Below are 18,662 nucleotides of genomic sequence, written 5' to 3' on the forward strand. Positions count from 1 at the left end.
CACAGGACCTATAGCAATAAAGAAGCGCCCTCACCCATGAGGGCGCGGGACGTTATTTGCCGCTGTAGAGATTCAGATCACCGAAGTGTTTTTTCTGGATCGCCGCGTAGGTGCCGTCATCGTGTAGCGCCTGAATGCCTTTATTGATCAGGGCCTTGAGTTCGCTGTTGCCCTTGGCGATACCCACCGCGGTCTTGGCCGGCAACAGCGGGCTGTCGACGGGCGGACTGACTTCGTAGTCGACACCTTGTGGCGACTTCAAGAAGCCCAGTTCGGCTTGCAGCATGTCCTGGATCGAGGCGTCGAGACGGCCGGAAATCAGGTCGGCGTAGACCTGATCCTGGTTGGCATAGGCCTGGGTTTCCACACCGGCCTTGTCCAGTACCTGCTTGGCATAGGCTTCTTGAATGGTGCCCTGCTCGTAGCCGACTTTTTTGCCCTTGAGCGAAGCCAGGTCGATACCCACTGTGGAACCTTTCTTGTAGACCAGGGCTGTGGGGCCGGAGAACAGCTCGCTGGAGAAATCGATGACTTTTTCCCGAGCCGGGGTCACGGTCATCGAGGAAATCACACCGTCGAACTTGTTGGCCTTGAGGCCGGGAATCGTGCCGTCGAAATCACTTTCCACCCACCGGCATTTGACCTTCAACTCGACGCAGATCGCGTTGCCCAGGTCGATATCGAAGCCCACCAGGCTGCCATCGGCGGCCTTGGACTCGAAGGGTGCATAAGAAGGATCGACGCCAAAACGCAGCTCCTTATAGTCCTTGGCCAGGGCAGCACCAGCAGCCAGGCAGAGGGTCAGCGCAGAAAGGGTCAGCAATGTTCTTTTCATTATTATCAATTCCTAAAACCACGACGGGCGCTTGTGACGCATGGGTACGGTCAGGAGACTGGGTGCAAGGCGCTAAACCTGATCCCGCACCTCAAGCGCTAGCTTCAAAAGCAATCCGGTGCTTTGGCGTTCGACCTCAACACTTACGCACATAGACTTACTTGTACGTACAAGCATATGCAATCACTCAGCCAACTCCCCCGGCCAAGGCAAAACCGGCCCTGGCGAAAGGCACACAAGCCCACAGGCACGGGGTTTCGCCGCACATGGATAGCGTGTTGAGGATCGGGCCGATCATGGGTCAGGCTGTTACCCGGAGCAGGTTTTGCCCGGTATCGGTGCGTCAGGTAACAATTTGAGAGGTTTACCGGTGAAGGGAAACACCCTGGCAGGCAGCAGGGGCGGCTAGTGGAGTGGGCAGGCAACAAAAAACACACGCACACAAAAACGCCGCTCAATGAGCGGCGTTCTTGATGAATATGGAGCGGGAAACGAGACTCGAACTCGCGACCCCGACCTTGGCAAGGTCGTGCTCTACCAACTGAGCTATTCCCGCAATGGCGTCCCCTAGGGGACTCGAACCCCTGTTACCGCCGTGAAAGGGCGGTGTCCTAGGCCACTAGACGAAGGGGACACAGCAACTACTACCCGCAACACATGGCGTGCGCTGCGGTGACCAACAAAAACGCCACTCACTGAGTGGCGCTCTCGTTAAATTTGGAGCGGGAAACGAGACTCGAACTCGCGACCCCGACCTTGGCAAGGTCGTGCTCTACCAACTGAGCTATTCCCGCAAATGGCGTCCCCTAGGGGACTCGAACCCCTGTTACCGCCGTGAAAGGGCGGTGTCCTAGGCCACTAGACGAAGGGGACACGCTACCCGGAACACATGGTGTGTGTTTCGGTGTCCAGAGCCGCATCCTGAGACTTGGTTCTGGTTTCACTCAGCACCGCCCGAAAGCACTGCTGTTTAAAATTGGAGCGGGAAACGAGACTCGAACTCGCGACCCCGACCTTGGCAAGGTCGTGCTCTACCAACTGAGCTATTCCCGCATTGGCGTCCCCTAGGGGACTCGAACCCCTGTTACCGCCGTGAAAGGGCGGTGTCCTAGGCCACTAGACGAAGGGGACACAGCTACAACTTCACTCCCTACCGCGTTTCGCTGTTCGCTTTACGCTGTAAGTGGCGCGCATTCTATGGATGGATTGAGGGGTCGTCAACCCCCCGATATAAATTTATTTAAATCAATGACTTCGCTGTCCTTTGCGGGGCGTTTCGGGGATTTCGGCCGACCGGCGTTTGACGCCTATATTCTGGCACTCGCCAAGGCGCTATAGTCCTTGGCACACCGATAATGGCATTGTGCATCCATCGACCACCTGCCCCTATCGACCGCTGCAGGGCCCGTCTCAACTCGTCGCACCGCCCTATCCGCCCCCAGGCTTAGCCACTACACTCGCACGCAAACCCAATAAAGAGGTCTTCACGGTGACACCACTCATGATCACCCTGCTAGTAATAGTCGGGATCGCACTACTGATCGCTATTGGCTACATGAACAATGTGGTGGAAAACAATAAGCTGCAAAAGGCCCGCACCAAGGTTGAACTCAATGACCGCCTGCGCCGCTGCGGTGAAATCACCGAGACCTTCCCCGGCCAGTTGATGACACCGGCCCTCAAGCTGCTGCTGGCACGCCTGGAACTCAACGTCTGCCAGCGCATGCTCAACCTGGAGAAATCCAGTACGGCGCTGAAAAGCCGCATCGAAGAGTTGAAGGCTTTGATTGCCCAGGGCGAATCGATTCCGGTGAACAACCCACCGGCGCCGATCCTGACCGAGGCCAAGGCCAAGGATGTACGCTTCCTGCTCGAAGCCTTGCATGGCCAGGTCACCCGCGCCGCCCACGATGGTTTCCTGCCCACCAACGAGGCAAAAAGCTGGATTCGTGAAATCCGCCACATCCTGGTGCTGCTGCACATCGAGTTTTTCAGCAACCTGGGCCAGCACGCCCTGCAACAGGAACAACCTGGTCAGGCGCGCCTGGCCTTCGAACGTGGCGTGCAGTACTTGCGCAAACAACCCGATCCGCAGGCCTACAACGAACAACTCAAGTTCCTGGAAAAACTCCTGGCCCGCGCCAACTCCATGGTGCTGACCAACATTGCCCCGGTTGAAGGTGACGTGAACGAGTTGACCGAAGGCCTCAAGGAAGTCGAGGCCGATGCAGACTGGAAGAAGAAGGTCATCTACGACTGATGCCGCCTTCGAGGATCGCGGGTCAGAATTGGCCTGCGACCCTCCTGCCCCCCCGCCTTACAGCCTGAAATGCCCCACCATCGCCTTCAGCTCCACACCCAACTGCGCCAGTTCAATGCTCGACGCGGCATTGCCCTGCATGGCCAGCGAGGACTGATCGGCACTGGCGCGGATACTGGTAACGCTGCGATTGATCTCTTCGGCCACCGAACTCTGCTGCTCGGCCGCGGCGGCGATCTGCTGGTTCATCTGCTGAATCAGGGAAACAGCGGCGGCGATACTGCCCAGCGCGCTTTCGGTCTGCAGCGCATCGCTGACGGCCAGCTTGACCAACTCACCACTGCTCTGGATTTGCTGCACTGAAGACTGCGCGGCGCCGCGCAGGGTCGTCACCAGCCGCTCGATTTCCTCGGTCGACTGCTGGGTGCGCTTAGCCAGGGCGCGGACCTCATCGGCCACCACAGCAAAGCCCCTGCCCTGCTCCCCCGCACGCGCCGCCTCAATGGCGGCATTGAGCGCCAGCAGATTGGTTTGCTCGGCCACGCTTTTGATCACGCTGAGGACACTGCCAATGTTCTGAATCTCGACGCTCAAGCTCTCGATGCTGGAACTGGCCGCCGTCGCCGAGTCCGCCAGCAGCTCGATACGCTGCATGCTTTGACGCACCACCTGCTGGCCGGATTCCACCTTGCCGTCGGCGGTTTGGGCGGCCTGCGCTGCTTCCTCGGCATTACGCGCCACATCGTGCACCGTGGCCGTCATCTGATTCATGGCGGTGGCCACTTGTTCGGTTTCTTCTTTCTGGCTGCTGACTTCCAGGTTGGTCTGCTCGGTCCCCGCCGACAGCGACTGCGCGGAGCTGGCCAATTGCTCGATGCCTGCCTGCAGGCCACTGACAATCCGGCTCAATCCCGCGCCCATCTGCTGCATGGCCTGCATCAGTTGGCCGATTTCGTCACGCCGGGTCACCACCACACTGGCACTCAAGTCGCCGGCGGCAATTTGCTCGGCCAGTCGGATCACGCTGCGCAGCGGTGTCACAATCAGTCGAGTGATCAGCCAGGCGGCGATCAAGCCGACCACCAACGCCAGGACCGACGACACAATGATCAGCAGCGAGTTGTGCTGCAACTCTGTCTGCATCGCCTGGTCTTGCGCTGCATAAGCCTGATCCACCCGCTGTACCACTTCGCCGGCGCGCGCATGCAACTGCTGATAGACCTGTTGTTCGCGAGCCAGGAGCCCGGTGTACTCCGCCAATTTGTCAGTGAAGCTGGCGATGTGCCCAGCCACCTCGCGGAGTACCGTCTGGTAACCCGCATCCTTGACCACCTCCATCAGCGCTTGCGCCTGGCGCAACGCCTGGTCAGCCTGCTCGATCCTTCCCTGCGCTGTATCCTGCGTGGCGGCCTTGCGGCTCTGGTCCAGGCGTACCCGCGCCTCGTTCATCGCCTGCAGCATCAGCTTCGACACCTGACTGACCTGGCTGGCTTGTTCGATAAACTCTCCCCCCTCCTTGCCGGCAGACTCCTTGAGTGTGTAGGCGCCATCGTCAGCCAGCCCTGCCTGCAATACATCCAGGTTGTTGGCGACGCTTGCGACCGACCAACTGGCCATTTCCAGCGCCAGGTCCTTGGCCGACGTCAGCTCGACAAATTCATCGAAGGCCTTGCGATAGGCGCCCAGTGACTGTTCGACCTCATTCATCACCGGGGCATTGGTCGCCGACCGGGCCTTGAGCTCGGCGACCTGGGCGATCAAGGTATCCAGGCCCTGGCGCAAGGCGTCGACGGTTTTTTCATCTGCGTGCAAGGCATACTCCTGCTCCAGCAGGCGCACCTTGAGCAGGCCACTGTTGAGCGCCGACATCTGCTTGAGCCCGTCGAAACGCTGGCTGATGCTGTGCAGCGACCAGACCCCAATGGCCGCTACCAGGGCCGTCAACAGCAAGACCAGGATAAAGCCAAGCCCCAGTTTTTTCGCCATGCCGAAGTTGGCAAAATGTCCTTGCACACCTGAAATCATTGCTCGTCACCTTCTTCCAGTGGCCAATGGCAATGGCGGCCATTTTCTCTCCCCGCAGAGTCGCAACGGGGGCCCCTCAAGTACAAGTCTCAGTTGCGGCAATCATGGCAAAAAGCTATGCGTGCGTCGTTTTCAGAACACTTGAGGTCGATCCGGCAGTGCGCAGGCCCGAAAGAACGCCAGAGCCTGTGCATCACCGGCATAGGCCACATTGATGCGCAACCAATCGCCGGCCTCGCCGGAGGGACTGAATTCAGCGCTGCCAGCCAGGGCGATGCCGTGCTGCTGTGCGAGGGCGCTGGCTTGTTCCGCGTTACAGGCCTTGGGCCGGGCCCAGATGTACAAGCCCCCTGACGGCCTGCCAAAGACTTCCCAGTCCGCGTCCTCCAGCACCTGCAGAGAGGCGTTCATCTCGCGCTTCAAGCGCAGCCGCTGGCGTTGCACCAGCTTGCGATACGCCCCATTGGCCAACAGGGTGTTGAGCACCGCTTCACTGAAACAGGACACGCCCAGACTGGTGATTCGCTTGACTTGCGCCAGGCGCTCCACCAGCGCCTGATTGGCCACGACATAGCCGACCCGCAACGAGCTGCTGAGGGTCTTGGAAAAACTGCCGAGGTAGATCACACAGCCGGCGTTATCCAGCGCGGCCAGACGGGTCGCACTGCGCCCCTGAAAATCGGCGTAGACATCGTCTTCGACAATGCTCAGCCCATATTGCCCGGCCAGTTCCAGTATTCGTTGCGCCACAGCCGGGGCCAGGCAACTGCCGGTAGGATTGTGTAACTGGCTGTTGATGAACAGCGCGCGCGGCTGATGGGCCGCCAAGAGCGACTCTAGCACCTGGATGTCCGGCCCACGCGGGGTGCGCGGCACCTCGAGCATCCGCACGCCCAGCAACTGCAATTGCTCGAACAGGTTCGAATGACCGGGCGTTTCCACCACCACACAATCACCGGGTTTGAGCAGGGTGCGGATGATCAGGTCCAGCCCGTGGGTGGCACCGGCGGTGGTGAGCACCTGGGACGGCTCGGCAACGATCGCAATCTGTTTCAGGCGCTTGAGAATCTGCAGGCGCAGAGCCGGCAAGCCATACCCCGAGCTGTAGCTGAACAGCCCCTGCATGTCGGTGCGTGACACCTGGCGGATGGCGTACCCAAGGTCATCACTCTCGCGCCAGCTTTGCGGCATGCCGGCACTTCCCAGAGGCAACCGGCTTGCCTCGCCGGTGAGCACGTCTTCAGGGCTGCGCGGGAGCGCTGGCGTGACAACGAAATAGCTTGAACCGTGACGCGATGCAAGCACCCCCTGAGCCACCATGCGCTCGTAGGCTTCTATCACGCAGGATTGGCTGAGCAGGTTGTCCCGGGCCAGTTGGCGAATAGAGGGTAAACGTGTGCCAGGCTCGATGGCACCCTGACGAATTCTGCCGGCAAGCGCATCAACCACCTGCTGCACGACGGGGACCAGCGCCTGACGATCGATTCTCAATTCCATGAGAGATCAGCTCCAACTGTTTTAGATTATTTCCATGAGCAGTTAAGCACAGGCTGACTGTCCGATTAGTACGGCAGTAGGTTAAAACCCCGTGGCTCTAACCCCTTGAAACACATTCCCCGGAGGCACAAAAAAGCCCACACGAATGCGGGCTTGGTCTGACATAAGTTCCAGTGATTGCACTGAGAAAAAATCAGGTTTCCTCAGTCGATCAAAAAGCCGTTACCCCACCGTCCACGGCTAACGAATGACCGGTAGTGAACGCCGCCCCATCGCTGCACAGGTACAGCACCGCACTGGCAATTTCATCCACCTTGCCAATACGCCCCACCGGGTGCATGGCCGCCGCGAAGTCGGCCTTTTTCGGATCGGCCTCGTAGGCCCGACGAAACATATCGGTATCAATCACCGCAGGACACACCGCATTGACCCGGATCTTTTTCTTCGCATATTCGATGGCGGCCGACTTGGTCAGGCCGATCACCGCGTGCTTGGACGCAGCGTAGATGCTCATCTTCGGTGCCGCCCCCAGACCGGCCACCGAGGCGGTATTGACGATGGCACCGCCGCCCTGGGCCAGCATCAACGGCAGTTGGTGTTTCATGCACAGCCAGACACCTTTGACATTGACCCCCATGATCGCGTCGAACTCATCGAGCGTGCCCTCGGCCAGCTTGCCCTTTTCGATCTCGATTCCGGCGTTGTTGAAGGCGTAATCAACTCGGCCATAGGCACTCACGGCTTGCGCCATCAGGTTTTGCACATCGCTTTCCTGGGTCACGTTGCAACGCACAAACACTGCCTCACCACCGGCCGCACGGATCAGTTCGACCGTGCCCTCGCCCCCCGCCACATCGAGGTCCGCCACCACCACTTGCAAGCCCTCGGCGGCGAATGCCTGGGCAGTCGCACGGCCGATACCGGCAGCCGCACCGGTCACCAACGCTACCCGGCCAGAAAACGTCATGCTCATTGTTGTGTCCTCGAATGATGGGAGTTAACGCGTTTCGCCAGTCTAGACACCCACCCCTGTCGCACGTCAGCACTATCAGAAGCCCGGTTGATCGCTCATGAGTCGCAGTGATGAATCCACCCAGCCAACTATCACTGTATTGGATCGAGCCGTATTCGCTGGATCAGCAAACCTTGCGACATCGACCGTGAGGGTCTATCAATCAGACTTCCTTCACCCTTGAGTACCCGCCATGACTGCCCAGACCAATCGTCAATTCCTGCTCGCCAAACGCCCGGTGGGGGCGGCAAACCGCGAGACGTTCACCTTTCAGCAAGTACCGGTCGGCGAGCCAGCGGCGGGCCAGATCCTGGTCAAGAATGAGTACCTGTCGCTGGACCCGGCCATGCGCGGCTGGATGAACGAAGGCAAGTCCTACATCGCGCCGGTGGGCATCGGCGAAGTCATGCGCGCCCTGGGCGTGGGCCAGGTCATCGCCTCCAATAACCCGGGATTTGCCGTGGGTGATTACGTCAACGGGGCTCTGGGGGTGCAGGACTACTTCCTCGGTGAGCCGCGCGGGTTCTACAAGGTCGATCCGAAACTGGCTCCACTGCCACGTTACCTGTCGGCACTCGGCATGACCGGCATGACCGCCTACTTCGCGCTGCTCGACGTCGGCGCACCCAAGGCCGGTGACACCGTGGTGCTGTCTGGCGCCGCCGGGGCGGTTGGCAGCATCGCCGGGCAGATTGCCAAGATCAAAGGCTGCCGCGTGGTGGGCATTGCCGGGGGAGCCGACAAGTGCCGGTTCCTGATCGACGAACTGGGGTTCGACGGGGCCATCGACTACAAGAGTGAGGACGTGGTGGCCGGTCTCAAGCGCGAATGCCCGAAAGGCGTGGACGTGTACTTCGACAACGTCGGCGGCGACATCCTCGACGCTGTACTCAGCCGCCTGAACTTCAAGGCCCGTGTGGTGATCTGCGGCGCCATCAGCCAGTACAACAACAAAGAAGCAGTCAAGGGGCCGGCCAACTACTTGTCACTGCTGGTCAACCGGGCACGCATGGAAGGCTTCGTGGTGATGGACTACGCCGCACAATTCGCGGCTGCCGGACAGGAAATGGCCGGATGGATGGCCAAGGGTCAGCTCAAGAGCAAGGAAGATATCGTTGACGGACTGGAGACGTTCCCGGAAACCCTGATGAAATTATTCAGCGGCGAAAACTTCGGGAAACTGGTGTTGAAGGTTTAACCCACGTCAGCTTTGCTGGCTTGTCGCGCCTTCGCCGACAAGCCAGCCTCTACAGAATCCGACACCACTCAACAGGTCGAGTGTTAGCTCGGTAGCTGCTACAGGAAACCAGAGAAAGCAGGCCGGCCGGTAGGCCGCCGTGCTTTTGCTCTTGATCCAACCGCCCCATCGGAGGGATACCGTAGCGAGGGGGCGAGCGTTTTTTGGGTGGGCCTGCCCGCTGACAGCCCCTACAGAGCCAACTCAGCCACAACAGCCGCCAACGCCTTGGCCGGATCAGCCGCCTGACTGATCGGACGACCAATTACCAGGTAGTCAGACCCCGCATCCAGAGCCTGGCGCGGAGTAAGGATCCGGCGCTGATCGTCCTGGGCGCTGCCCGCCGGACGAATCCCCGGGGTCACCAGTTGCAGCGACGGATGCGCCGCCTTCAGGGCCTGAGCTTCCAGCGCCGAACATACCAGGCCATCCATCCCGGCTTTCTCTGCCAGTGCCGCAAGACGCAGCACCTGCTCTTGCGGTTCGATGTCCAGGCCGATCCCGGCCAGGTCCTCACGCTCCATGCTGGTCAGCACGGTCACGCCGATCAACAGCGGCTTGGGACCGCTACGCTGGTCGAGCACTTCACGGCAGGCCGCCATCATGCGCAGGCCACCGGAACAATGCACGTTGACCATCCACACGCCCATTTCCGCAGCGGCCTTGACGGCCATCGCGGTGGTGTTGGGAATGTCGTGGAACTTGAGGTCGAGAAATACTTCAAAACCCTTGTCGCGCAAGGTCCCGACGATTTCCGCAGCACAGCTGGTGAACAGCTCTTTGCCGACCTTGACCCGGCACAGCTTGGGGTCCAACTGGTCAGCCAGCTTCAGTGCGGCGTCACGGGTAGGGAAATCCAGGGCGACGATGATAGGAGTCTGGCAGGCGGACATGAGTGGGCTCTCAGGCAAGTCGAAATCGGCGCGCATTGTAGCGGAACGCGAGCCCGTCCGGGACCCGATGATCGGTAAATCATCATCAAGGGGTCCAATGAGCAAAAAAACAGCTTCAATAAGCTGACGCGCCCGATACCCGCCGCGTCAGCCCGGCGCCCTTCAGCGCTTGTCTTCCACCCGTGCCTGGCTGTTGCTCCAGTCGATCAGCAGACTATAGGCCACCGCCAGCAAGGTCGGGCCGATGAACAGACCGATAAAGCCAAAGGCAATCAAGCCGCCAAAGACCCCGAGCAATACGATCACCAGCGGCAGGTTGCCGCCACGGCTGATCAGGTAGGGTTTGAGCACGTTGTCGACACCACTGATGATGAACATCCCCCAGATGCCGAGGAACACCGCAAACCCGTAGTCGCCCTTCCACGCCAGCCAGGCCGTGGCCGGAATCCATACCAGGGGCGGGCCCATGGGAATCAGGCTGAGCAGGAAGGTGACGATGCCCAGCACCAGCGCCCCCGGCACACCGGCGATCAGGAAGCCAATCAGGGCCAGTACCGCCTGGGCTGCCGCCGTGCCGATGACCCCGTTGACCACCCGCTGCACAGTGCCAGCCACCAGCTCGATGTAGTAACTGGCCCGGTCACCAATCAGCCGCTCCAGCAGACGGTGGACAAAACCCGCCAGCCGCGGGCCATCCCGGTAGAAGAAGAACACGAAGACGATACTCAGTGTCAGCTCCAGGATACCGCCACCGATCTGCGCACTGCGTGCCAGCAACCAGTTGCCGACCTGCCCCAGGTAGGGCTTGACCGTCACCATCAGTGCCGCGCCCTGCTGGTCGATGCTGTTCCAGATCCCCACCAGCCGTCCCCCGACCAAGGGAATGGAGCCCAGCCAGACAGGGGCTTCGGGCAGGCCATCGACCTGGACATCCTTGATGAAGACCGTGGCATCGCGCACATGGTCCGCCAGGTTGAACCCTAGCCACACCAATGGCGCCGCCACCAGCACCATCCAGCCGAGGGTCAGCATGGCGGCGGCCAGGGATTCGCGACCATTGAGCCAGCGGGTCAGCAGGCGCATCAATGGCCAACTGGCGAACGCCAGCACCGCGCCCCAGAACATCGCCGACCAGAACGGCGCCATCACCCATAAGCTGGCACCGAACAACACCAGAAGCAGGATCTGCACCAACAGGCGATCATTATTGAGCATGGATAGTCTCGAACAGGGTTAATCAACAAAAGCGCAAGCGAGCGGCACAAGGCACGCTCGCTGCACAGAGCTTAACGCAAGAGTTCGAAATGCAGGCCAGGGTCTTTCACTTCACCCAGGTCCAAGCGTGCACTGCGCACACCCTGGGCCACCAGCGCCTGACGCCAGGCCTCGGCCTGGGCCCCGGAAACACTGACCCGCAATGTGGTATCGAGGTTCAAGCCACGCGACAGCAACGTCACCCAAGGTGCCTGGGGCTCCCCGGTCAGGCGGGGCAGATCCAGGGTTCCGGTGTCCTTGAGTTGCCGTAACAGGGTGGCAGAGGTCGGCAGCAGTTCGCCCAGGGGGGCGTTGGCGTCGAATTGCTCGACATGCAGGTACGCCCGGCGATTGCCCCGAGTGATGCTGTACAGCGCCACCAATGAGTTGTCCTGGGGGGCCGCCAGGCGTAGCAGCAGGTAGGCCTGGCCGTTGTCGGCACCATAGAGCTTGGCGTTGCCGAAGACTTCGTTGGCCCACAGGCTGCTTTCGCCGCAATCACGGGCCTGGCACCAGAACAACAGTTCGGCGCCCTGCTTCTGCAAGGCTTCGCGGGCTGCGGTGAAGGCGGCGGTGGCGGAATGCTCCGGCGGCAACTCATAGGTCACCGAGGTCATCTGGCCCCGCGCAGTGACTTGTCCGTCAAACCGCAACTGGCCACTGATCTTGCGGATAGAACCCATGGGGTAAATCCGCTCAAGCTCGGCAGGCGGACGATAATCGACGATTTGCGCATCGACCATGCGCGGCACCAGCGGCAGATCCTGGCTGCCCGGCACGTCGGCCGCCGACGCCAACGAACTGCTACAGGCGAGTACGAACAAACTGATAAAACGCATGCGCTTCAACCTTGAAGAGACTCTCATCGGATCAGCATGGCCTGGGCGCCCTTGATGACATTGGCGTCGTCGATGCGTTGCGGCACCAGCAACCCGCGCTGCACAGCCGGACGCTCGGCCATTGCCGCCATCCAGCGCTGCAAGGCTGGCAAGCCGTCAACCGAGACCCCGGACCACTCATGGCCACGCACCCACGGATAGGTCGCAATGTCGGCAATGCTGTAGGTGTCAGCGAGGTATTCAACGGTTTGCAGACGGCTGTCGAGCACCTCGTACAGGCGGCGGGTTTCGTGCTGGTAACGGTCAATGGCGCCCTGCAGTTTTTCCGGGAAGTAGCGGAAAAACACGTTCGCCTGGCCCTGCATCGGGCCGATGCCGCCCATCTGGAACATCAACCACTGGATGACCCGCGAACGGCCTTGCGGGTCCGTGGGCAGCAGTTGCCCGCTCAGTTCAGCGAGGTAGAGCAGAATCGCGCCGGATTCGAACACGGCAAAATCGCCGTTGGCGCGGTCGACAATCGCCGGGATCCGGCCATTGGGATTGATCTTGAGAAACGCGGGTGCCTTTTGTTCCTTCTTGTCGAAACTCAGGGCATGCACCGTGTAGGGCATACCGAGTTCTTCGAGCACGATAGAGACCTTGTGGCCATTAGGGGTCGCAGCGGTGTAGAGATCTATCATGGTTGTCTCCCATTTCAACCCGCCCAGCCTCGACAGTTGCCCGCTGCAAGTCAAGGAATGGCGAAAAAGCGATTGAAACAGTCTGCAACAAGGGCTGCACCCTCCTCGTCGTTCAGGTGCAAGTGATGCCCGCCTGGCAGCTGTTCGCGACTAAAGGGTAGACGCTCCAGCAACTCTGGATGTTTGCCGAGCATACCGTCGGCCGCGACCACCAGGTGCGCCGGACAGCTGACGCGTCGGGCAAAGGACAATGCCTGCTCACTGGACAGGCGCAGAGGCGAAGGCAGCGTCAGGCGACTGTCGGTGCGCCAGGTGTAACCGCCCGGCACCGGCATCAGCCCGCGCTCGGCCAGCAATTCGGCCGCTTCACGACTGACCGCCACCAAGCCTTTCATTCGCACTTGCACGGCCTGGTCAATGCTGCCGTAGACCGGTTTGCGCTTGCCTTGCAGGTCCAGTTGCGCCTGCAACGCCATGCCCATGCGCTCGGCAGCGTTCTCATGTTCCGCCGTGGGGGGAATCACCCCGTCAATCAACGCCAGGTGCGTCACACGCTCGGGCATGGCGCCCGCCAGCACCACCGAGACAATCGCCCCCATGGAGTGGCCAAGCAGGGCAAACCGTTGCCAGCCCATCTGCTCGGCAACGTGCAGCACGTCATGGGCGTAGTCCCACAGGGCATAACCGGCCCCCAGGGGGCGATGCCCGGAATGACCATGCCCGGCCATGTCCAGGGCCAGCACGCGCAAGCCCTTGAGCCGGGGGGCCAGTCGGGCGAAGCTGTTGGCGTTGTCGAGCCAGCCATGCAAGGCGATCACTGGCAGGCCGTCTTCAGGCCCGAACAGGTGGGCCGCCAACTCAATGTGCGGCAGGTTCAGGCGCACCTCGGTGACGCTGCTCACGCGCATTCCCGGTCACTGCGACCGGCCCAGCGCTGGAACAGCTCCTTGAGCAGTGCAGCGGTGTCCTGCGGGCGCTCGAGGGGAAACATGTGGCCGCCGGGCACGGTCACAGATTCGCCTTGTGGCATACGGGCCACCGCGCTGGCGTGATGGCGCATGACCACCCGGCTCTGGCGCCCACGCACCACTGCCAGCGGCACCTGCAACTGACGTGTGCGCCCCGGACTGGTGTGCGGCACCCCCCGGTAGATACTGATCTCGGTGGCCGGGTCAAAACGCAACCGCAAGCGATCACCCACCTTGTGCAAGCCATGTTGCAGGTAGGCGTCGAAACACTCCGGGTCGAAACCGCGAAACAGACTCTTGCCGGCAAAGTAATGCCGGGCTGCCTCGAGGTCGGCGAATTCTTCACGGCGCCCCAGGGTGCGGCCAGCGGGCGTCAGGCGATCGATAAAGCCAAAACGCTTGGCCGCGCGGATCACCCACTGATCGGTACGGGTCAGTACGGGCGAATCAAGCATCACCACCCCGCGGTAGAGCTGCGGGCAACGCAGTGCGGCGTGCAGGTGCAGGACCCCGCCAAAGGAATGCCCCACCCCCCACACCGGGCCCGGTTGCTGTTCCAGGTGGTGGATCAACTCGTCCACCAGGTTGAACCAGTTGTCGTCCGCCGGAAACCGTGGGTCATGGGCATGCTGCTGCAGATGCGCGACCTGATACTCCGGCGCCAGCGCGGCAAACAACTTGCCGTAGGTGCCTGAAGGAAAGCCATTGGCATGGGCGAAAAAAATCTGCTGCGGCATAACGGCGTGTCCATAAACAAAATCAGGGGTTGATTGTCCGCAAGACCCACGCCCACGGCAATGACCGTAACTGCCAGGAATGATGACAGTCAGGCCATGCCTATGCAGATCGCCCACCCTCCGTGCAACAACGCGTCAGTGTGCGGCAGGTGCCTCACCCAGCGGCACCACCGCCATGGTCAGGCGCGACACGCAGCTGGCTTTGCCTTCATCGCTGCAAAGGCGAATGTCCCAGACGTGGGTGGTACGCCCGATATGGATCGGCCTGGCCACCGCCGTGACCCGCCCGCTGCGCAGTCCGCGCAGGTGGTTGGCATTGATCTCCAGGCCCACGCAATAGAACTTGCTGGCATCGATACACAGGTAACTGGCCATCGAGCCCACGGTTTCGGCCAGCACCACAGAGGCGCCGCCATGCAACAAGCCGTAGGGCTGATGGGTGCGATGATCGATGACCATGCTGGCGGTCAGCGATTGCTCGTCAAACGACTCGAATCGAATATCCAGCACTTCGCCGATGGTGTTTTTCTGAATCCCATTCAACTGTTCAATGTTCGGAGCAGTACGCCACAGACTCATCTCTTGATCCCTTATTGCTGTTGTTGTTCTTCAATCCTGCCACAGCACCGCTTCGCTGCGCGCACTCCATTCCTCGAAGCGGGCACCGTAGGTGGCCTCGATCACGTTGCGCTTGATCTTCAGGGTCGGGGTCAGAAAACCGTTCTCCACGGCCCAACTGTCCTTGACCACCACCAACTGGCGCAGGCGCTCATGCTTGTCGAGGGCCCCATTGACCTCCTCAAGCAGGCTTTCCAGGCTCGCGTGCAGGGCATTGCGCGCCGTGCTGGCGGCATCCTGCAGCCCCACCGCCGACAACACGCACAGGCCCAACGGCGCACTCAGGCCATCGCCGACCACACACACCTGCTCGATGCGCGAGTGCACCGCCAGGCGGTTCTCGATCGGCGCCGGGGCCACGTACTTGCCCTTGCTGGTCTTGAAGATTTCCTTGAGGCGACCGGTGAGGCGCAAATAGCCCTCGGCGTCCTGCTCGCCCTTGTCGCCGGTGCGCAGAAAGCCGTCTTCGGTGATGGTCTCGGCAGTTTTCTGCGGCTCCTTGAAATAGCCTTGCATGGTGGCGCCGCTGCGTACCTGCACCTCGCCGGTGGTGTCGATGCGCACTTGCACCTCTGGACACGGCTTGCCGATCCAGCCGGGCCGCTGCTGGCCGGGCAGGGAGATATGGGAATAACCGCAGCTTTCGGTCATGCCGTAGACCTCCAGCACATCCAGTCCCAGGCGTTTGTACCAGTGCAGCAAGGCCAGGGGCACCGGTGCGGCGCCGGACAGGGCAATGCGCAAGGCATCCAGGCCCAGGCCGGCCAGCACCTTGTGCCCGACGCGCTTGCCGATGATCGGCAGGCCCAGCAAAAAGTCCAGGCGTCGGGCCGGGATCTTGCTGTAGACCCCCATCTGGAACTTGGTCCAGATCCGCGGCACGCCAAACAACGCCGTGGGCCGGGCGCGCTGCAAATCGACCAGAAAGGTGTCGAGGCTCTCGGCAAAAAACACCGTTTGCCCGGTATAAATCGATGCCATTTCGACAAACATGCGTTCAGCGACATGGCACAGCGGCAGGTACGACAACAGTCGATCCGACTCGTTGAGGTTGAACAATTGGGTGCCATGGGTGGCGGCAAAACCGAGGTTGGCAAAGCTGTGCATCACCCCTTTGGGCAGGCCCGTGGTGCCGGAGGTATAGATGATGGTTGCCAGTTCATCGCCACCCGGGGTCGGGTTGTCCTGGATCGGTGAACTGCGCTGCAGGTCGGCCCAACTGTAGTCAAAGGTCGCCGCGGGACACAGTGGCAGGCTGATGGTGGGCAGGTCGGCGCTGACGCCTCGGGACATGCTCGGCCAGTCATCCAGCTTCCCGATGAATGCCAGGGCCGCCTGCGAATGCTCCAGCACCTGAGCCACCGACTCGGCTGTCAGGTTGGGGTACAGCGGCACTGAGACATGGCCGGCCATCCAGATCGCCAGGTCGGCAATGATCCAGTGGGCACAGTTTTTCGAGATCAGGGCAATGTGGCTGCCCTGAGGCAACTCCCGGGCCCGCAGCCAGTGCGCGGCACAACGAGCCTGGTGGCCGACGTCGGCCCAGGTCAGCGTTTCGACCTGGCCGCCTCCGGTCGGCTGAACCATGAACCGCTGGCGCGGGTGGCGGGCTTCACGCTCGTAGAACACTTGCAGCGGCAAACGAAAAGCGGCGGGCATGGAATGCGCTCCTGTTTTTGTTCGGTGTCGCCGCAAGCGTAGACCAACCAAGCGATTGCTTGGTTGTCTATTGCAAACAAAAATCCCCGCCCCTCTGAACGCCCAAGTATTACGGGTGTTGGAGGCTGTTGAGCTTCATCAGCCCGGCCAGCGGCCACTCCCCTTCGAGCTCCGCCAGGCCCGCCGTGCGCACGGCCACAGGCTCCTGCACATGACCGTGCTGCAAAAACCCCAGCAGATTGCCCACCAACGGGTTGTGGCTGACCAGCAGTACGTTGTCCACCGAGGCCAGTTGCTCGGCCACCGCTTGCGGGCGGCTGTCGGGCGTCAACCATTCGACCGTGCGGATCTCTGGCACGAAACCCAGGGCCTCGCGCACCAGTTGTGCGGTTTGCTGGGCGCGCAAATAGGGGCTGGCGTAGATCGCGGTCAGCGGCTTGCCGATCAACCGGGCGGCGCTGCGCAAGGCTTCCTCGCAGCCGTGGGGCGTCAACGCCCGCTCCGAATCCGGGCGCGAACCATAGGGTTCGGCTTCACCATGGCGCAACACCCAGACTTTCATAGTTTCGGCTCCTCATCGCGGACCGGATGCGGCGCCGGCGCGACTGTGTGTGGCGCCTCGCCTTCCGGGGTACGCGGGGTCGGCCAGTCGGCAAACGGCCAGGGTTTCTGGTCGCTGTGGAAGCTGCCGAAACGGCCGATCTGCGCCAGGAACTGGCTGAGGCTGTCACCGAAGTTCATCAGCCCGGCACTCGGGGCACCATAAATCAGTCGGTAGATCAGTTGCACCAGCACTACCGCGCCGAGAATGAACTGCGCCACCTGCCACACCAGGACAAACACCAGCATCCACAGCACTCGCAGAAGGATGGACTCGTACCTGGCTTCTACTTTGGGTTCGTTCATGTCTTGCTCCCTGCCCCTGTCAGTCGAGGGCTCAGTTGAAACCGCTGGTGGAGATAAAGTCGACATCGGTTTTCGGCTCGCCACGCATCAGCAGCTCGATCACCTGCTCCAGCGTGCGCCCTTCAAACAGAATGGCGTGCAGGCCGGCGACCAACGGCATATAGACCCCGACTTCCTGGGCCTTGGCCTTCAGCACTTTGAGGGTGTTGACGCCCTCGGCGACCTCGCCCAGGCGGTTCACCGCGTCTTCCAGGCTCAAGCCCTGGCCCAGGGCAAAGCCCACTTGATAGTTGCGGCTCTTGGGCGAGGAGCAGGTGACGATCAGGTCGCCGACCCCGGCCAGACCGAGGAACGTCATCGGGTTGGCACCCCGATTCACCGCAAAACGGGTCATTTCCGCCAGCGCCCGGGTGATCAACATGCTTTTGGTGTTTTCCCCCATGCCCAGGGCCACGGCCATGCCGGCGATGATCGCGTAGACGTTTTTCAGCGCGCCACCCAACTCGACCCCAAAACGGTCAGCACTGGCGTAGACACGAAAGGTCCGGCCGTGCAGCGCGGCTTGTACGCGCTGGCACAGTTCTTCATCTTCACTGGCCACCACTGTGGCCGTCAGGGCGTGCTCGGCGACTTCACGGGCCAGGTTCGGCCCGGAGAGCACACCGATACGCGCTTGCGGAGCGATTTCCTGGAGGATTTCACTCATCAGCATGAAGGTGTGCGCCTCGATGCCTTTGGTCAGGCTCACCAGGAACTTGCCGGTCAGGCGCTCGGCATGGGGCGCCAGCACCGAACGCAGGGCGCTGGACGGCAGTGCGACGAAACTCAGTTCACAATCGTTGAGGGTGGCCAGCAGATCAGTGACCGGCTCCACGGCCGGATGCACCTTGATACCTTTGAGGTAGCGTGGATTCTCGCGATTGACTCGAATCGCCTCGGCCTGCTCGGGGTCACGCATCCACAGCCGAACCGCATGACCGTTCTCAGCCAGCAGATTTGCCACCGCGGTACCGAAACTCCCGCCCCCCAGGACCGCAATCGGGCGCTGTTCAGTCATATGTAATCCATTAATCCATTCCAGTGGCGATGGCAGCATTATACGGGGCGGTCGTGCATCGGCCAGCCCCCCGAACAATTACCGACATCTGTAGGAAGCTAGACAACAAAACGAAGGAAAATGCCGACATCGTGAATGGAAAACTCTACTAGCTCGGTTAACATGCGTCCCCATCCAAACGG

The 18,662-nt window shown here is 61.2% G+C and carries 17 protein-coding genes, 6 tRNA genes and 1 pseudogene; 2 read left to right on the forward strand and 22 right to left on the reverse strand.

Annotated features, from left to right (window positions below; translation table 11 throughout):
- Positions 1-52: 52 nt before the first annotated feature.
- The 7 genes from Q1W70_RS02365 to Q1W70_RS02395 form a co-directional block, all read right to left on the reverse strand.
- A complete protein-coding gene (locus Q1W70_RS02365; protein WP_166590827.1) occupies positions 53-835 on the reverse strand; it encodes a transporter substrate-binding domain-containing protein in 783 nt (260 codons plus the stop codon).
- A gap of 480 nt (positions 836-1,315) precedes the next feature.
- Positions 1,316-1,391: transfer RNA gene (locus tag Q1W70_RS02370), tRNA-Gly, on the reverse strand.
- Between the two features lie 2 nt (positions 1,392-1,393).
- A tRNA-Glu gene (locus Q1W70_RS02375) sits at positions 1,394-1,469 on the reverse strand.
- A gap of 84 nt (positions 1,470-1,553) precedes the next feature.
- A tRNA-Gly gene (locus Q1W70_RS02380) sits at positions 1,554-1,629 on the reverse strand.
- Positions 1,630-1,632: 3 nt separating this feature from the next.
- Positions 1,633-1,708: transfer RNA gene (locus Q1W70_RS02385), tRNA-Glu, on the reverse strand.
- A 104-nt stretch (positions 1,709-1,812) separates the two neighbouring features.
- Positions 1,813-1,888 (reverse strand) — tRNA-Gly (locus tag Q1W70_RS02390).
- Between the two features lie 2 nt (positions 1,889-1,890).
- Positions 1,891-1,966 (reverse strand) — tRNA-Glu (locus Q1W70_RS02395).
- A 370-nt stretch (positions 1,967-2,336) separates the two neighbouring features.
- On the opposite strand from Q1W70_RS02395, the gene Q1W70_RS02400 reads away from it, so the two are divergent.
- Positions 2,337-3,095, forward strand: a complete 759-nt coding sequence (locus tag Q1W70_RS02400; RefSeq protein WP_178117400.1) for a hypothetical protein — start codon at positions 2,337-2,339, stop codon at positions 3,093-3,095.
- 57 nt (positions 3,096-3,152) lie between these two features.
- On the opposite strand, the gene Q1W70_RS27215 is transcribed toward Q1W70_RS02400, so the two are convergent.
- The 4 genes and pseudogenes from Q1W70_RS27215 to Q1W70_RS02415 all read right to left on the reverse strand — a co-directional run bounded on the left by Q1W70_RS27215 (position 3,153) and on the right by Q1W70_RS02415 (position 7,590).
- Positions 3,153-3,866 (reverse strand): methyl-accepting chemotaxis protein, encoded by a 714-nt coding sequence (locus tag Q1W70_RS27215; RefSeq protein WP_371927855.1) that lies wholly within the window; start codon positions 3,864-3,866, stop codon positions 3,153-3,155.
- Positions 3,852-5,120 (reverse strand): annotated as a pseudogene (locus tag Q1W70_RS27220) (methyl-accepting chemotaxis protein); the annotation flags it as partial. The pseudogene Q1W70_RS27220 and the gene Q1W70_RS27215, both read right to left, overlap by 15 nt.
- Before the next feature lie 132 nt (positions 5,121-5,252).
- A complete protein-coding gene (locus tag Q1W70_RS02410; protein ID WP_166590830.1) occupies positions 5,253-6,617 on the reverse strand; it encodes an aminotransferase-like domain-containing protein in 1,365 nt (454 codons plus the stop codon).
- Positions 6,618-6,828: 211 nt separating this feature from the next.
- Positions 6,829-7,590, reverse strand: coding sequence for an SDR family oxidoreductase (locus tag Q1W70_RS02415; RefSeq protein ID WP_166590831.1), 762 nt, complete (start codon positions 7,588-7,590; stop codon positions 6,829-6,831).
- 232 nt (positions 7,591-7,822) lie between these two features.
- Here Q1W70_RS02415 and Q1W70_RS02420 point away from each other — a divergent pair, with 232 nt between their 5' ends.
- On the forward strand, positions 7,823-8,827 hold the full coding sequence (locus Q1W70_RS02420) for an NADP-dependent oxidoreductase (RefSeq protein ID WP_166590832.1): 1,005 nt from the start codon (positions 7,823-7,825) through the stop codon (positions 8,825-8,827).
- A 230-nt stretch (positions 8,828-9,057) separates the two neighbouring features.
- Here Q1W70_RS02420 and pyrF read toward each other — a convergent pair whose 3' ends face one another.
- The 11 genes from pyrF to Q1W70_RS02475 all read right to left on the reverse strand — a co-directional run bounded on the left by pyrF (position 9,058) and on the right by Q1W70_RS02475 (position 18,480).
- Positions 9,058-9,759 carry an orotidine-5'-phosphate decarboxylase gene (gene pyrF, locus Q1W70_RS02425; RefSeq protein ID WP_166590833.1) on the reverse strand — a complete coding sequence of 234 codons (702 nt, stop codon included), beginning with the start codon at positions 9,757-9,759 and terminating at the stop codon, positions 9,058-9,060.
- Positions 9,760-9,921: 162 nt separating this feature from the next.
- Positions 9,922-10,974, reverse strand: a complete 1,053-nt coding sequence (locus Q1W70_RS02430; RefSeq protein WP_166590834.1) for an AI-2E family transporter — start codon at positions 10,972-10,974, stop codon at positions 9,922-9,924.
- A 71-nt stretch (positions 10,975-11,045) separates the two neighbouring features.
- Entirely contained in the window at positions 11,046-11,852 is an 807-nt protein-coding gene (locus tag Q1W70_RS02435) for a DUF4892 domain-containing protein (protein WP_166590835.1), read from the reverse strand.
- Between the two features lie 23 nt (positions 11,853-11,875).
- Positions 11,876-12,535 (reverse strand): glutathione S-transferase family protein, encoded by a 660-nt coding sequence (locus Q1W70_RS02440; RefSeq protein WP_166590836.1) that lies wholly within the window; start codon positions 12,533-12,535, stop codon positions 11,876-11,878.
- A gap of 50 nt (positions 12,536-12,585) precedes the next feature.
- On the reverse strand, positions 12,586-13,437 hold the full coding sequence (locus tag Q1W70_RS02445; RefSeq protein WP_425312229.1) for an alpha/beta hydrolase: 852 nt from the start codon (positions 13,435-13,437) through the stop codon (positions 12,586-12,588).
- Positions 13,434-14,240 carry an alpha/beta fold hydrolase gene (locus tag Q1W70_RS02450; RefSeq protein WP_166590838.1) on the reverse strand — a complete coding sequence of 269 codons (807 nt, stop codon included), beginning with the start codon at positions 14,238-14,240 and terminating at the stop codon, positions 13,434-13,436. The genes Q1W70_RS02445 and Q1W70_RS02450 overlap by 4 nt, the downstream gene beginning before the upstream one ends.
- A gap of 135 nt (positions 14,241-14,375) precedes the next feature.
- Positions 14,376-14,819 carry a hotdog fold thioesterase gene (locus Q1W70_RS02455; RefSeq protein ID WP_166590839.1) on the reverse strand — a complete coding sequence of 148 codons (444 nt, stop codon included), beginning with the start codon at positions 14,817-14,819 and terminating at the stop codon, positions 14,376-14,378.
- 30 nt (positions 14,820-14,849) lie between these two features.
- A complete protein-coding gene (locus tag Q1W70_RS02460) occupies positions 14,850-16,517 on the reverse strand; it encodes an AMP-binding protein (protein WP_182343940.1) in 1,668 nt (555 codons plus the stop codon).
- 109 nt (positions 16,518-16,626) lie between these two features.
- Positions 16,627-17,079 (reverse strand): phosphohistidine phosphatase SixA, encoded by a 453-nt coding sequence (gene sixA, locus Q1W70_RS02465; RefSeq protein WP_166590841.1) that lies wholly within the window; start codon positions 17,077-17,079, stop codon positions 16,627-16,629.
- Positions 17,076-17,423 carry a DUF4389 domain-containing protein gene (locus tag Q1W70_RS02470; RefSeq protein ID WP_166590842.1) on the reverse strand — a complete coding sequence of 116 codons (348 nt, stop codon included), beginning with the start codon at positions 17,421-17,423 and terminating at the stop codon, positions 17,076-17,078. The genes sixA and Q1W70_RS02470 overlap by 4 nt, the downstream gene beginning before the upstream one ends.
- Positions 17,424-17,454: 31 nt before the next feature.
- The gene (locus tag Q1W70_RS02475) at positions 17,455-18,480 is read right to left on the reverse strand and encodes an NAD(P)H-dependent glycerol-3-phosphate dehydrogenase (RefSeq protein ID WP_166590843.1); all 1,026 of its coding nucleotides are present in this window, start codon (positions 18,478-18,480) and stop codon (positions 17,455-17,457) included.
- Positions 18,481-18,662 lie beyond the last annotated feature (182 nt).

Origin of the sequence: Pseudomonas kielensis, assembly GCF_030505375.1 — a bacterium.
GTDB classification, from domain to species: domain Bacteria; phylum Pseudomonadota; class Gammaproteobacteria; order Pseudomonadales; family Pseudomonadaceae; genus Aquipseudomonas; species Aquipseudomonas kielensis.